17 protein-coding genes and 1 pseudogene are annotated in these 14,188 nt (G+C 37.8%); 9 read left to right on the top strand and 9 right to left on the bottom strand.

What is annotated here, in order from left to right:
• Positions 1–225: 225 nt before the first annotated feature.
• The 3 genes from BM141_RS07170 to BM141_RS07160 form a co-directional block, all read right to left on the bottom strand.
• Entirely contained in the window at positions 226–1,026 is an 801-nt protein-coding gene (locus BM141_RS07170) for a hypothetical protein (RefSeq protein WP_091542471.1), read from the bottom strand.
• A gap of 87 nt (positions 1,027–1,113) precedes the next feature.
• Positions 1,114–1,683 (bottom strand): Crp/Fnr family transcriptional regulator, encoded by a 570-nt coding sequence (locus BM141_RS07165; RefSeq protein ID WP_177217295.1) that lies wholly within the window; start codon positions 1,681–1,683, stop codon positions 1,114–1,116.
• 44 nt (positions 1,684–1,727) lie between these two features.
• A complete protein-coding gene (locus tag BM141_RS07160; protein ID WP_091542465.1) occupies positions 1,728–2,432 on the bottom strand; it encodes a 16S rRNA (uracil(1498)-N(3))-methyltransferase in 705 nt (234 codons plus the stop codon).
• A gap of 155 nt (positions 2,433–2,587) precedes the next feature.
• Between BM141_RS07160 and BM141_RS07155 the strand changes: the two genes are divergently transcribed.
• Together BM141_RS07155 and BM141_RS07150 are read left to right on the top strand one after the other, a co-directional pair.
• Positions 2,588–3,748 (top strand): MFS transporter, encoded by a 1,161-nt coding sequence (locus tag BM141_RS07155; protein ID WP_091542462.1) that lies wholly within the window; start codon positions 2,588–2,590, stop codon positions 3,746–3,748.
• A gap of 104 nt (positions 3,749–3,852) precedes the next feature.
• Positions 3,853–4,377, top strand: coding sequence for a DinB family protein (locus tag BM141_RS07150; RefSeq protein WP_091542676.1), 525 nt, complete (start codon positions 3,853–3,855; stop codon positions 4,375–4,377).
• Between the two features lie 13 nt (positions 4,378–4,390).
• On the opposite strand, the gene BM141_RS07145 is transcribed toward BM141_RS07150, so the two are convergent.
• Positions 4,391–5,494, bottom strand: coding sequence for an NAD(P)/FAD-dependent oxidoreductase (locus BM141_RS07145; protein WP_091542459.1), 1,104 nt, complete (start codon positions 5,492–5,494; stop codon positions 4,391–4,393).
• Between the two features lie 85 nt (positions 5,495–5,579).
• Here BM141_RS07145 and BM141_RS23410 point away from each other — a divergent pair, with 85 nt between their 5' ends.
• The 4 genes and pseudogenes from BM141_RS23410 to BM141_RS07130 all read left to right on the top strand — a co-directional run bounded on the left by BM141_RS23410 (position 5,580) and on the right by BM141_RS07130 (position 8,480).
• On the top strand, positions 5,580–5,762 hold the full coding sequence (locus BM141_RS23410) for a GNAT family N-acetyltransferase (RefSeq protein WP_221407640.1): 183 nt from the start codon (positions 5,580–5,582) through the stop codon (positions 5,760–5,762).
• 15 nt (positions 5,763–5,777) lie between these two features.
• Positions 5,778–6,107 (top strand): annotated as a pseudogene (locus BM141_RS23405) (GNAT family N-acetyltransferase); the annotation flags it as partial.
• A 37-nt stretch (positions 6,108–6,144) separates the two neighbouring features.
• On the top strand, positions 6,145–6,876 hold the full coding sequence (locus tag BM141_RS07135; RefSeq protein WP_091542455.1) for an MlaE family ABC transporter permease: 732 nt from the start codon (positions 6,145–6,147) through the stop codon (positions 6,874–6,876).
• Positions 6,877–7,196: 320 nt separating this feature from the next.
• Positions 7,197–8,480, top strand: a complete 1,284-nt coding sequence (locus BM141_RS07130; RefSeq protein ID WP_091542452.1) for a metallophosphoesterase — start codon at positions 7,197–7,199, stop codon at positions 8,478–8,480.
• A 10-nt stretch (positions 8,481–8,490) separates the two neighbouring features.
• On the opposite strand, the gene BM141_RS07125 is transcribed toward BM141_RS07130, so the two are convergent.
• Together BM141_RS07125 and BM141_RS07120 are read right to left on the bottom strand one after the other, a co-directional pair.
• Positions 8,491–8,883 carry a hypothetical protein gene (locus BM141_RS07125; RefSeq protein ID WP_091542449.1) on the bottom strand — a complete coding sequence of 131 codons (393 nt, stop codon included), beginning with the start codon at positions 8,881–8,883 and terminating at the stop codon, positions 8,491–8,493.
• Positions 8,884–9,006: 123 nt separating this feature from the next.
• The gene (locus BM141_RS07120) at positions 9,007–9,993 is read right to left on the bottom strand and encodes an ABC transporter substrate-binding protein (RefSeq protein ID WP_091542446.1); all 987 of its coding nucleotides are present in this window, start codon (positions 9,991–9,993) and stop codon (positions 9,007–9,009) included.
• Between the two features lie 303 nt (positions 9,994–10,296).
• Between BM141_RS07120 and BM141_RS22845 the strand changes: the two genes are divergently transcribed.
• Positions 10,297–10,470 carry a hypothetical protein gene (locus BM141_RS22845; protein ID WP_177217294.1) on the top strand — a complete coding sequence of 58 codons (174 nt, stop codon included), beginning with the start codon at positions 10,297–10,299 and terminating at the stop codon, positions 10,468–10,470.
• Between the two features lie 64 nt (positions 10,471–10,534).
• Here the strand turns inward: BM141_RS22845 and BM141_RS22840 are convergent, their stop codons facing one another.
• On the bottom strand, positions 10,535–10,696 hold the full coding sequence (locus tag BM141_RS22840) for a hypothetical protein (protein WP_177217293.1): 162 nt from the start codon (positions 10,694–10,696) through the stop codon (positions 10,535–10,537).
• A 126-nt stretch (positions 10,697–10,822) separates the two neighbouring features.
• On the opposite strand from BM141_RS22840, the gene BM141_RS07110 reads away from it, so the two are divergent.
• Positions 10,823–11,551 carry a PPK2 family polyphosphate kinase gene (locus BM141_RS07110; protein WP_091542441.1) on the top strand — a complete coding sequence of 243 codons (729 nt, stop codon included), beginning with the start codon at positions 10,823–10,825 and terminating at the stop codon, positions 11,549–11,551.
• A gap of 139 nt (positions 11,552–11,690) precedes the next feature.
• Here the strand turns inward: BM141_RS07110 and porN are convergent, their stop codons facing one another.
• Both porN and BM141_RS07100 read right to left on the bottom strand, forming a co-directional pair.
• Positions 11,691–12,563, bottom strand: a complete 873-nt coding sequence (gene porN / locus BM141_RS07105; RefSeq protein ID WP_091542438.1) for a type IX secretion system ring subunit PorN/GldN — start codon at positions 12,561–12,563, stop codon at positions 11,691–11,693.
• A 200-nt stretch (positions 12,564–12,763) separates the two neighbouring features.
• Positions 12,764–13,204: a peptidylprolyl isomerase gene (locus BM141_RS07100; RefSeq protein ID WP_091542435.1), complete on the bottom strand. Its 441-nt coding sequence runs from the start codon at positions 13,202–13,204 to the stop codon at positions 12,764–12,766.
• A 221-nt stretch (positions 13,205–13,425) separates the two neighbouring features.
• Here BM141_RS07100 and phhA point away from each other — a divergent pair, with 221 nt between their 5' ends.
• The gene (phhA, locus tag BM141_RS07090; RefSeq protein WP_245764005.1) at positions 13,426–14,163 is read left to right on the top strand and encodes a phenylalanine 4-monooxygenase; all 738 of its coding nucleotides are present in this window, start codon (positions 13,426–13,428) and stop codon (positions 14,161–14,163) included.
• Positions 14,164–14,188 lie beyond the last annotated feature (25 nt).

Below are 14,188 nucleotides of genomic sequence, written 5' to 3'. Positions count from 1 at the left end.
TAACTTGTCTGCATGATATACTCCTATCCAGTGGAATAAAACTCCTAACCCCCAGCCTAAGGAAGGTCAAACAGGCCATAAGTACGTTGTGTCGGTAAGTATCCAAATCAGCCAATTTATAGGAAACAGTAATAGAAAAATGGTAAAATGTATTTTAAAACCGATTCTTCGCTTGGCTTTCTCTATGATTTGTTGGTCTAACAGATGATTCATAATGATTATGTCTTAAAAATTAACTCCTATTTTCAAATCGCCAAGTCCATATATTTGTGTGCTATTAGTGCGAGGCCATTGGTTAGTATTAAGAGGTACATAGCCAAAACCGCACTGTCCAATAATAAAGAATGAGAATTTTTCTCTCCTAAACAAATTGAACTTGTAGCCTAAAAAGGTTTGAGTAAATACGACAAAGGCATGGTAATTTTTGCCATCTACTTTGCTATTGCTGATACTCCCTTTCCCAAAGTTAATTACTTCTTCAAAATGCAGCCCCCTCCAAAAGTACTGGCGAACGGCTATAGATGCCATGTAAGCAGAGTAAAGCCCATCTTTATTGAAGGCTTCACTCATTTTTGCTTGGGAGGCTGGTTGTATGAGATAACCCAGACCCAACTCAGTTTGGAATTGTTTGGTGGGATTTAAGGCATAAGTAATCTTACCCTGAGCAAGTCTGAACACTCCTGCTCCAATAGGACTAAACTCTGCGCCCCAACATAATGAAGTTGGAACTGCTCGAGAGTCGACATTAGCATAGTCTCGTTGCTGCGCTGATAGGGTAGGGGTAGAAAGCAATAGCAGCAACATGACAGGGGTAACTATTTTATCTGATTTTGTAAAACCTCTTCGTACAAGATGCCCTTTCCACAGCCATAAACCTGTAATAGCTGTGAGTGGAATCAAAACAACTTTTGTAAGCAGCTGAAAAACAAGAACCTCACCCCAAGGGGAATAGATGTAAGTGGCAATGGTGCTTCCTACGATGATATGCAGCCATCTTGTAAGGCTGCGTTGAGTTGATGCTTTCATGATGGTACTGTTTAAATGGTAAAATAATTAAAACTGAACAGTACAAATTTCTGTAAACCTATCAAGCTATACATTCACATAGGTGAACTAATAAAGTTTACCTGCTATTTCTGCTCTAATGCGGCTTAGACTTTGAGGTTTTACGCCTAAGTAAGAAGCAATATAATGCTGGGGAATTGCCTGAAAGAGGGTGGGGTTGCGAGAAATAAGTTTGAGATAGCGAGTTTTCAAATCATCTGTTTGATGTTGTTTCAAACGTTCTGCTGCACTTAGATATGCCTGCTCTGCCATGACTCGCCCTAAACGTTCAAAAATTGGATACTTGTCGTACAAAGAAAGAATATCTTTTTTTGAGAATTCAGTGTATTCGGTTTCAGTTAGGGTTTCAAAATATAAAGGACTATCCGCTTCGGTGAGAAAACTTTGAAAATCTACAGCAAATTCATTATTTGTAAAAAAATAATACGAATAATCTTCCCCGTCTATAAGCCTGTATGCTCTAATGATTCCTGAATGAATAAAGAAAAGTTTGGAGAAAGGCTTATCAGCGTTAAAAATCAAAGTTTTGGCTTTTTCCTTTCGCGTGATTCCTAAGGATTCAAAATATGTGATTTCCTCTTCGGAAAGCTGCCTGAACTTAGAAAGAAAATTTCTCATAAGCATCTAAACAAAAATAAAAATTACATTCGCATTAAACTTTCCTACTCATTCAACATATTCAAAGTGCAACATGCTACCAAACCTGCGGTTTCTGTTCTTAGGCGGTTCTGTCCCAAGCTAACTTTTTGAAAACCATTCTCTAATGCTGTTTGTAGTTCTTCTTTGCTAAAATCCCCTTCCGGTCCTATCAATATACAGTAATGCTGATTTGCCTTTGCCGCTTTGAAAAGTGTTTGAGTATTCTCATTATCTACATAAGCAATAAATTTTTGGCTTTCAGTTCTTTGCTCGATAAACTTAGTAAAATCCATAGGTGGATTGATTTTGGGAAGCCATGTTTGCAAAGATTGTTTGAGTGCAGTAATGGCTTTTTTCTCGATTCTTTCTGTATTAAAATGGCTTCTCTCTGTGTGTTTAGTCATCACAAAAGAAATTTCGTCTATGCCCATTTCTACGCATTTCTCTACCAACCACTCTATGCGTTCTGCATTTTTAGTTGGGGCGGTAGCTAAGTGAGTGTAAAAAGATTTATTATTTTCTGTAAATTGATAATCAACGATTTCTATTTCACACTTTTTAGGGTTTGGCTGGCTTATTTGTGCTTTGGCTAAGGCACCTTTGCCGTTGGTAAGGTATAAAAAATCTCCCTTGACTAATCGCAATACTTTGATGCAGTGCTTTGATTCGTCTTCGTCTAAGTAACTGATTCCCTTTGGAGAGATGTTTTCCTTGAAAAATAAAAGCATATTAGAAAAATCTTTGAAGCGATTTTACAAAGATAGTTTTTCTACTCATACAAACTTTAAAATGTAGAAAATATAGATTCTTGTAGAAATCTAATATTTTTGTAGGTTAGATAAGAAGCCGCTCGTTATTTATTTTATCAAATTGACTATTTACTTTGAAAGAAGAAAGTTTTTACACCGTTCAGTTTGGACTGCTTAGCCTGAGCAGTTTTTTATTTTTCCTTAGTTTTAACATGATGATTCCTGAACTGCCTGCTTTTCTGAGTAACTTAGGAGGTGCAGATTACAAGGGACTTATCATCTCACTTTTCACACTTACGGCAGGGGCGTCGCGTCCCTTTAGCGGTAAATTAGCAGATACTGTGGGGAGAATCCCTGTGATGATTTTTGGTGTAGCAGTTTGTGTAGTTTGCTCTTTGGTTTATCCAATTCTAAGTACCATTTGGGCATTTTTCCTTTTAAGGCTGGTACATGGCTTTTCTACGGGATTTACTCCCACAGGTACAGCCGCCTACTTAGCAGACATTATTCCTGCCTCTCGCAGAGGTGAAGCCATTGGTTTGCACAGTCTGACAGGAAGCGTAGGCAATGCCCTTGCCCCTGTCATTGGGAGTGCTATTGCTCAGGCTTATGGCTTGAACGCAATGTTTTATGCTTCTTCTTTTCTTGCTTTTATTGCTGTATTGATTTTTTATCAGATGAAAGAAACTTTGACTACCAAAGAGCAATTCCAAATCAAGCTACTAAAAATAGAGGCTAATGAAGTGGTAGAACCCAAAGTATTTCCTGTGGCTATTGCCATGATTTTGATTGAAATAGCCTATGGAGCAGTGCTTACCCTTGCGCCAGACAAAAGCCAAGATTTGGGAATTGCTAACAAAGGACTCTACTTTGCTGTCATGACCTCTACTTCTTTGCTTGCTCGTTTTTTAGCAGGAAAAGCCTCCGATAGGTACGGCAGATTGGGCATTTTAAAATTCTCTGCTTTTATTATCCTATTGGCAATGATTTGGACGGCTTGGGCAGACCATAGCATTTCATTCTTGTTGGCAGGAGGTTTGTATGGATTAGGTTTGGGCATGGGTATGCCTACTTTGTTTGCTTGGACGATAGACCTTTGCGACAAGGAAAAAATAGGCAAGGCAGTAGCTACTACCTACATTGCCTTAGAGATAGGTATTGGTTTAGGAGCTTTGCTGAGTGGTTGGCTTGCCAATATTTCTTATGGTTTTGTTCTCCCCTTTGCGTTTAGTGGAATAGCAAGTGGAGCAGCTTGGGGATTTTTGATACTATACGAAAAGAAAAAGGCTAAGTGAGGATTTTCTTATTTTGTTAAAGCCAATGGAAATTTTTGAGTTTATATAGGTTTAAATATATTTGTGGTATATATAAAGTCGCAGAAGTAGATAACACAAAAACTATGAATAAACAGGCGATTAAACTCCTTTTATCTGATAATCACAAGACCTTTGTCGATTATATTGGTAGCCTGACTGCGGAGGAGTTTCTATTGAGCAAAAATAGTAAATGGACACCCGGACAGCAGCTTGAGCATATATATCTCGGCGTTAGACCTGTAAGACAAATTTTAGGCTTTCCTAAATTGTTGTTCAGACTTATATGGGGGAAAGCAAACAGGCAGAGTAAAACGTATGATGAATTGGTGAAAAAATACTTACAAAAGTTAGAAAATGGGGGCAGAGCAACAGGTAGGTTTATTCCTAAAAGTGTAAGTCTTGATAGGAGAGATAAATTGACTAATGCACTACAAAAAGAAATAGTCATCTTAAACCAACGAATTGACAATTTTACAGAAGATGAATTAGACAAGTATATTTTACCTCACCCTTTGTTAGGAAAACTGACAATTCGAGAGATGATGTATTTTACAATTTATCATGTAGAGCATCATAAAAAATTGACGGAGAGAGACTTAAAGCAGTAAAGATATGCTCATTTTAATTTTGTAAACTTGTGTCCAAGAATCTTAACACACTTACTTCTGCCTCCAATGTTTTCCCTTCTAACAAATAGTCGCAGAAAGCATCAGCAAAATAAGGAGCAAGCATTACCCCTTTTGTGCCTAAACCATTGAATAAGCCTACATTAGCATACAAAGGGTGTAGCCCTATGAGTGGGCGGCGGTCTGTGGTAGTAGGTCGCAAACCTGCCTCTTGATGTGTGCAAGCAAAAGGGAATTTGATAAGTTTGTTTACTTTGTCTAAAATCTCATTTTTAGCTTTTTCAGTGATTTCCAAACTTGTATCATCCCAATCGTAAGTAGAACCTGCTTTGTAGGTATTATTGCCAAAAGGAATTACCCAGCCTGAGCGATTGATGATTTCCTCAAAGGCTAACTGTTCTTGAAAATGTCCTGTTAAAACTTCGCCTTTGACTGCCCGAAAAGGCAAAGCCTTCCAAAAGCGACTTTCCCCATCTTGAATGCCTCTGCAAAAAATAACTTTTTTCGCATTGATTTTCACACTTGTTTGTGCATTTTCCCAAATAATCGAATCTTGATGCTGAACAGTCAAGTTATTTTCATCAAAATTGGTTTGTAGAAATAATTGCTCTTTTTTTAAAAAATCTTGGAATGCTTCTAACATAGTGCTTACTGCAAGGTATCCGCCTTGTTTGAGTTCTGCACCGCCAAATTCGTTGAAAACAAAGCCTTTGTACTTTTCATCTTTATTATCTATTTCTATAAAATCCGCAAAAGCCTGCTCTGCCGCCTGCCCCAGTACGTGATTTTGCTGTTCTATACTTTCAAAAGGGCGATAAATAGTCTTAGGAAAAAAAAATTTTACTCCTAAAAAGTTTTCCAACTCTTGGTAAAAATGATGTAAAAACGGGAAAAGTACATCTGCTTTCCAAGTTTTGACTACGCGCTTTCCTGTAATAGGGTTGAACATTCCTACTGCGACCTTAGAGGAGGAGTGTTGGTAGCCGTCGTCTATCACATAAATATTTTGTTTTCTTTTAAGTAAAGAATAAGCTAAAGTAGTGCCTGCAATTCCTTGACCTACAATTAGATACTGACAGTTTATTTCTTTTGCTCGCATGAATATTTTGAAAACTTGCCTTCAAAGTTATTACAATAAATTTTGTGTTTGTAAGTTTGTAAAAATAAACTCATTAGAAAATATTATGTTTATCTCACTTTCCCCATTGACCTCAGCCGATGTAACAGCCTTGGCTACCTTAGCCAACAACCCCCAAATAGCGATGTGGGTACGAGATATTTTCCCTTCGCCCTATACAGAGCAAGACGCAAGAAACTTTTTAGCCTACCTCTCTACCCAAGAACCTCTTACTACCTTTGGGATTTGATATCAAAGCAAGTTAGCAGGCGTGTGCGGTTTAGTATTACAACAAGATATTTTCAGAAAATCTGCCGAAATAGGCTATTGGATAGGTGAGCCTTTTTGGGGTAAAGGTATTGCTACAGAAGCTGTTAGGCTACTTTGCCAAATGGGTTTTGAGAAGCTGGGCTTAGTGCGGATTTATGCAGGGGTTTTCCCTATAAATGTAGCCTCTATGCGCGTTTTGGAAAAAGCAGGTTTCCAATTTGAAAGTATTGCTAAAAAAGCCCTCATCAAACGAGAAGTCATCTATGACGATTATATTTATAGAATGACGATAGAAGAATGGGAAAGTTCAAAGAAAAAAGTCTAACTTTGTTTTTTAGAAAGAAATTAAACCCTTTTAGCACATGAGAGCTATCGGAAAGTATGTCATTTTTCTTTATAAAATCTTCACCAACAGAGAAAAGTTTAAGGTTTATTGGCAACTCTTTATAGACGAATGTATGCTTATCGGCATAGATTCACTGACTATCGTAGTGATTACTTCTACCTTCATTGGGGCGGTTTCTGCCGTACAAACTACCTATAACTTAGTGAGTCCCTTGATTCCCAAGTACATTATCGGAACAGTAGTGAGGGATATGACCTTATTGGAACTCGCCCCTACAGTAACAGCCATCGTATTTGCAGGCAAAGTAGGTTCTAACATCGCAGGGCAGTTAGGAACGATGCGCATTACCGAGCAGGTAGATGCCATAGAGGTCATGGGGATTAACTCTGCTTCTTACTTAGTCATGCCCAAGATTTTTGCTTGTATTACCATGTATCCTATTTTAGTGATTTTAGCAGGTTTTTTATCTATCTTAGGGGGGTATGTGGCGGGTACTGTCTTAGAACTTTACACGCCTGCCGAGTACATTCAAGGCATCAGAGAAGGTTTTAAAACATTTAGCGTTACTTTTGCCCTTATCAAATCATTTACTTTTGCTTTCTTAATTTCCTCTATATCAGCGTACAAGGGGTACTATACAGCAGGAGGAGCTTTAGAAGTAGGCATCGCAAGTACGCAAGCAGTTACCAACAGTTGCATTGCGATTTTGGTAGCGGATTATCTATTGGCTCAACTTTTCTTAGGGTAAAGATTTAAAAAAAGTTGTTTTGAGTTAATATTTAATTCCGTTAGGAATGGTATATTGGTAGAAATTCTAACATCATTAGGCTAAAAGAACTCCGTAGGAGTGGCATATCTCACCCCTACTGGGTTCTTTTCATCTAAAAAATCTATTTTCTAACAATGTAGAAAATCAACTTCCACATATTCCTAAAAAATGTCAAAAAAGATATTTAGACGAGGTAAATTAAACTTTTAGACCAAGATATGAGTTTAATGCTAATGTAATCCTATCCACCTGCTATCAGCCTATTTTTTGCTTTTTATTTCCTAATCTTCTAATCTTAAATGTATAAAATTGTGGCGATTGCGATTTTGACCTTGTTATTAATTGCAGTGGATTTTTATGTTTTCCAAGCAATTAAAACTGTTTTTGATGACAAAAATGCGACTTCTACTAAAATCATTTACTGGACTTTTTGGTCGTTGAATGTATTGACTATTCTGGGCGTACTTGCCTATAACTTGGTGCCTCGTAGCGGATTCTTGCTAACTTTTACCCGCTTTGTCTTGGTTTGGTCAGTGATTTTTTATTTTTCCAAAGTTTTTGCCGTACTGTTCTTACTCATTGACGACCTTGTTCGCTTGGCACAGTGGGTTTACTACCAGTTTGCGGGTTTTCCTACCAAAGAAACTATCATAGAGGCAACTCATCAGACCAATGCAGAGGGAGAGGAGCTGATACCTCGTTCTGAATTTTTGAGCAAGGCTGGTCTGATAGCTGCTACTACCCCTTTGCTTACGATGAGCTATGGCGTTCTCTCTGGGGCGCATGACTATCAAGTACATAGAAAAACGCTTTACTTGCCTAATCTGCCCAAATCTTTTGACGGCTTGCGTTTTGCCCAACTTTCGGATATACATTCAGGTAGCTTTTTTAACAAAGTAGCCGTAAAAGGAGGGATAGAAATGCTACTAAGGGAAAAGCCTGATGTAGTGTTTTTTACAGGTGATTTGGTAAACAACGAGGCAAGCGAAATGAGAGATTACCAAGATATTTTTGCCAAAGTCAAAGCACCTCTGGGGGTTTATAGTACCTTAGGCAATCATGACTACGGCGATTATGTAATGTGGGCTTCTGCGGAAGCCAAGCGAAAAAACTTGGAGGATTTGAAAGCTACGCATAAGTTGATGGGTTGGAACTTGCTCATGAACGAAAGCCGATACCTTAGCCAAAACGGAGATAAAATTGCTATTTTGGGTATAGAAAATTGGAGTGCTAAGGGGCGCTTCCCTAAGTATGGGAGTTTAGCCAAAGCCTATGAAAATACAGACGAGGCAAGCGTGAAAATACTGCTTTCTCACGACCCAAGTCATTGGCGGGCAGAGGTATTGGAGCAGTACGAGGACATAGACCTGATGCTGGCAGGGCATACACACGGTATGCAGTTTGGCATAGAAATAGGCAATTTCCGTTGGAGTCCTGTGCAGTATTTTTATGAAGAATGGGCAGACCTATATACAAAGGCAAATCAGTATCTTTACGTAAATCGTGGTTTTGGCTTCATAGGCTACCCCGGTAGGATTGGGATTCTGCCTGAGATATGTATTTTTGAGTTAAAAAGGGCATAAGTTTATCTATTCAAACTCTGACCTTGCAACAGATGACTTCATGAATCTCTGCAACATCGGGTAATGCTGCTTTGGCATATCTTTCAAAGATTTTTTGCGGGCTAAGTAAATGGTTGTTTTCTTCTGTTTTCCCAAGCGTCAAGATGCTATGCCACATTTTAATTGCTTTCTGTGGAGTATAATAGCTTAACCACAGCAAAATTAGACCATTTGCCTTCATATCCACAGGAAATGGGCTGTAGAAATCTATTTCCTGATATAGATTTTTACTTGGTACGACGGTAGAGTAGTTATTGTTTTTTTCAAAACAAAAATCGCATATTCCTACTTGGTAATTTTCTTTGTGAAACTCTTTGCACTGCACACAGCGAATTTCATTTCTATTTAAGGCAAATACACTCATAATTTTTTGGCGGATTGAAGTTTGATATTGTAAAGGTATTTGCCTTTATAGAAAAGAAAAATGATGAAAGTCATCATACTACGATGTTTTCATCATTTTTAAGATTTTTTATGAAATCTTATGCTATTGTATTTGAGGTTTGAGAATTTCTTGGACCTCTGAGGTATTCAGATTTTCTGGAGTAATCATAGTAACTCCTGTATCTATGCGTTTTTCTACCGTTTCTTTTTTTAGCACAGCTAAGGCTGTTTTTACCCCTTCGTACCCCATCTTGTAAGGATTTTGCACAGAAAGTCCATGAATTTTTCCTGCTTGCATGGCATCTAAAAGTTCTTTGGTAGCATCAAAGCCTATGAACTTTACTTTGCCTGCCTTACCTGAGGTTTCTAAGGCTCTCAACATACCAAAAGTGGACGATTCGTTAGGTGCAAAGATGCCCTCAACTTCTTTGAAACGGTTAAGCAAGTTTTGTGAAGTTTGGAAGGCTTCCTCTCTGGTAGCTCCTGCATACTGATTATCACTAAGTATTTCTATCTCAGGAGCAAATTCTTTCAAGCCTTCTAAGAAGCCTGCTTCTCTTTCAGTAGTACTTGCTGAGCCTTCCGCATAACGCAAAAGAATAATTTTCCCTTTTCCATTCATGACTTCTGCCATGCGTTTGGCACAAAGGCGACCTCCCTCTTTGTTATCAGTAGCGACAAAACTGCTGTATTCTTGGGCATCTAAACCTGAATCAAAAATTATAACAGGAATATTTCTCTTAATAGCGGTTTGCACAGGAGGTACTAAACTGCGCGAATCCAAAGGAGCAAGTACGATGGCACTTACTCCTCTGCTGACAAAGTTTTGTACCACTTGGATTTGCATTTGTCTATCATCTTCTTTTTGAGGACCCTGCCAAAGTACTTTTACGCCTAAGTCTTGTCCTGCTTTTTCTGCACCTAACTGTACACTTTTCCAAAAAGCATGAGTAGTCCCCTTGGGAATGACGGCAATTTGTATTTCTTGGTCATTTGTATTCTGTTTGGAGGTATTCTCGCTACCTCCACAACCGAGTAAAGCAATAGCAAGAGTAATGAATAATACGTTTTTGATTAAAAGTTTTTTCATTTTCTTTATTTTTTTAATTTTTGAGAAATATAGATAGTCTTACAATGATGCTTTATGCACTAAGATAGACAAATACTGATTTTTTATAATCAATATTACCGCCAAATTTTGGTTTACTCGATATTGACGGCGCGTAATTTAACAAAATTAAGCAAGATTTCATCATTAAAAAAATCCTGAGAGCTATCCTGCTCAGTATTTAAAAAATAATGATAGTACATTTGAGCCTTTTGAATGGCTTTTAGGTCAATAATAGAAATCTTTAGGATGGTTGAATAGCTTTTTGTACTTTTCCAAGATGATTTGCGCCACTATCCGGCAAGTAAAGATAATACTGACCGCATTAGTCAGTTGATGTTGTTTGTAGTTTTTGAAATCAGAAAGTCCAAAAAATTGCTTGGCATCTCTAAATTATTTGCAGCGGTGGAAGCCTCCGTTTTAGTAGGTTTGACCAGTTGTGTGCAAGATAAAAAATGAGATTTTTCACTGCTCACATTCACCACACTTGCGTCCAGAAAACTGACCGAAGAAATCAATTTCCCTACCAGCGAAGAGTGGATAAACTGCCGAAACGACCAATGGCTCGGGTAGTTACGGGGACAGATAAACGAAAAATAGTAGTGATGATGTTAGCTAATTTTGCTATATTTGCAAAAGAAACTTCTGGGGCTAAGACTAAGAAGATTTCTAATAAATTTGGCATTTTTTTTAGGTTAATCGTGAGAAAATTCCCCTAAATAAATGCCATTTTTTTTTATTTAAAACATTTCAAAATTGGCGATCATGTTGAAACTTACTCCGTTTATATTACTTTTTAAAAAAGAACAATATGCAAAAATTATCAGCAATTTCCACTCGCGCGCCCAAAGAAGCAGACAAGGAAGCAATCAAGGAAAAAACAAAAGTCCTTTTAGAAAAAATAAGAACATATCAGCGTAGCATGTATGCCCAAGCAAAACATAGTTTGCTTGTTATTTTGCAGGGCGTCGATGCTTCGGGGAAAGACGGTGCCATTGCTAAGGTGTTTACCGGGGTCAATCCTTTGGGTTGTCGCGTATATGCTTTCAAAGCTCCTACGGCTGTTGAGCTTTCTTATGACTTTTTATGGAGAGTTCACCAGCAAGTTCCTGCCAAAGGCATGATGCAAGTTTTCAACAGGTCGCACTATGAAGATATTTTAGTGCCTAAAATAGAGGGCTGGCTTAGCGAAGAGCAAATTCGAGAGAGATACCATTTTATCAATGTATTTGAAAGGTTATTAAAACACAACGATACTCACATTCTTAAACTGTATTTGCATATTTCGCCAGAGGAGCAGAAAGAACGACTTATGGAAAGGCTAACTAATCCTAAAAAATATTGGAAACACAACGACGGCGACTGGCAAACAGTAAAAAAATGGGATAATTTTATGAATGTTTATGAGGAGATATTTGAAAAGTGTAATGAAATTCCTTGGCACATTATTCCCTCAGACCAGAACTGGTACAAAGAATACCTAATTGCAGAGAAAATCGTTCAGACTTTTGAAAAAATGGATTTAGGAGATAATCATTAAAACATGATGCTGGGCTGTGTAAACTTGTACGAGCTGTATCAAATTTTAATCAATGCTCATTCCCTGTGTAGGTCTGACTTTCTAAGTCAGACACTATCTACAACTCAGGAATGCTTATTTTTGAAACATCGATGTGAACTTAGTATTCCCAAAGCAAAGCCTCAAACTCTACTAAGTCATACTTAATCTGTTCAGAAGCAATGAGAGCTGCCCTTTGGTTGTTGCCATACATAGTATCTATATACAAATCATCACCATTTTCCATTTTGACAATTCTACCATTAAACAGATTCAGGTCAAAGGCATGTAAAAGATTCATGTGTGCTGCAGGATTTTCAAAGTTGTACCAGATGGCTTGCTCATTTTCTTCAAAAACATCTCTGGCTAATTCTTTGAAAGAGAAAGTAGCAATCGGCATATCTATTCCTTTGGCAGGGTTGCGCTCAGCAGGAATAATAATGGTAATAGCTTGAATATCACGATACATTCTTGAACGTTTTTTATCAAAAATCAAATCCATTTTGATTTCAAAAATGTACATATCTTGAGGGAGATAAAATCTATTGGTAGGAACTTTTGCTTTCTCTTTGTCGTCTTCATCATCTTCCCAAGCATCGCCTCCGCCTGTGAGCAAGTCCTCGGGTTTGAACCCTAAGGCTTTTTCTTCTGCACTTAGTTCAGGTGCCCCCTCAGGAATGGTCAGCCTTTCTATGAAGGTCTGCTCGTCCATTCGAGTAATCAAAGAATCATTCATGTATGGGCGTATTAGACCTGCTTTTACCCCATCTAAAATCACTCTGGCAAGTTCATGATTTTTTGCATGAAAAGACTTATTCATTTTTTCTCTGCAATCCATTCTAACCCAAAGTGTCCTTTTAAAAAGTTGGTCGTGCTTGTGGATAGGACGCAAAGAATTCGGATTGTAACCATTATCTTTGGGTGCGGGTTTAGTTTGCGCAAGCAAAGAATAGTTAGTAAAAACCAAAAAAGCGAACAAAAGCAATTTCCTCATATATTTCAAATGTTTTAAAAAGCTATGCTATATAATTAAAGAAAAGACCATTAGACTTTCTTTGCTCATTTATAGCAATTAGCTTGCAAAAGTAACAATTTTCCTAAAATTTTCTTTTTGCTTACTACCTAATCTTTGCTAAAACACTCCTACCGACCTACTAACTTTTCCTCAAAAATAAAGGTACGACCGATAAGACACTATACCTTATCATCTAAAATAATGATTTTTATAATTTTATCACCTTGACGAATTTGGTCTATCACTTCCAAACCTTCAAACACCTTTCCAAAAGCAGTGTGTTTACGGTCTAAGTGCTTGGTATTTTCTCTGTTATGACATATAAAAAATTGCGAACCTCCTGTATCTTTGCCTGCATGAGCCATAGAAAGTACTCCTCGTTCATGGTACTGGTTGTCGCCGTCCAATTCACATTTGATAGTATAGCCCGGTCCGCCACGTCCGTCTCCTCTTGGGCAACCGCCTTGAATGACAAAGTTCGGTACAACCCTATGGAAAGTAAGTCCGTCATAAAAGCCTTTTTTCGCTAAATCAACAAAGTTAGCTACTGTATTTGGAGTATCTTTTTCAAAAAATGAAACCTTCATTACTCCTTTTTCTGTATGAATTTCTGCTGTCATTGTGTTTTGATGAATAATTTAAACCAGCAAGTTAGCCAAACTTGCCCAAAGTATATAGAGAATGATAAAAAAATTTTCCCTTGCTTGTTGTTTACGCCATAACTCAACTATTTTGTAGTCCTTTGCGTAAATACTGAATATAGTTGCTTTTGTCTTTTGACTAAATTTTACTATTTTTGTTCCAAAAAATATACATAACCTTAACCAATTTAACAACGACTATGGTGAGTTTTAATATGCGACAAGACTACGCTAAGTACACTCCCGAAGACCACCACGTTTGGCAATTACTTTTTGATAGACAGATGAAGCAGCTGCCAAACTTAGCCTCTAAGGCATACTTAGAAGGTATCCAAGCTATTGGTTTTACAAGAGAGTGTATTCCTAATTATGAGGAAACCAACAAACATTTAATGGCTATCAGCGGCTGGAGCATTGAAGTAGTCAAGGGACTGATTCCTAACAAAGAATTTTTTGAACTACTTTTGACCAAGCGATTTCCCGCCTCGACTTGGTTGAGAAAGTTAGAACAGTTAGACTACTTGGAAGAGCCAGACATGTTCCATGATACTTTTGGGCATATCCCTATGCTAACCAATTTGGACTTTTGCGACTTCCTCAAAGGGCTGAGTGCCATTGCTTTGCGTTTCTTAGATAGCGAGTTGGGGGTAGAAATGATAGCCCGCCTGTACTGGTACACGGTAGAGTTTGGACTAATCCAAGACCCTGAGGGGCTTAGAATTTACGGTGCAGGCATTCTCTCCTCAAGCGGCGAGTCTGTTTACAGCCTCAGTGATAAACCTCAAAAAGTCCCCTTTGATGTGGAACAAATCGTTCATACTCCTTACATTAGGGATAAATTCCAAGAAAAATACTTTGTAATTCATTCTTACAAAGAACTTTATGATTCCCTGCCTACTTTAGAAAGAGTATTGGAGGAGGAAATAGCTATGGCATAAGCAAATGTAAAATTCATTTGCAACT

The organism is Thermoflexibacter ruber, assembly GCF_900113045.1.
In the GTDB taxonomy this organism is placed as follows: Bacteria; Bacteroidota; Bacteroidia; order Cytophagales; family Thermoflexibacteraceae; genus Thermoflexibacter; species Thermoflexibacter ruber.
This window is presented reverse-complemented; position numbering and strand designations above follow the sequence as displayed.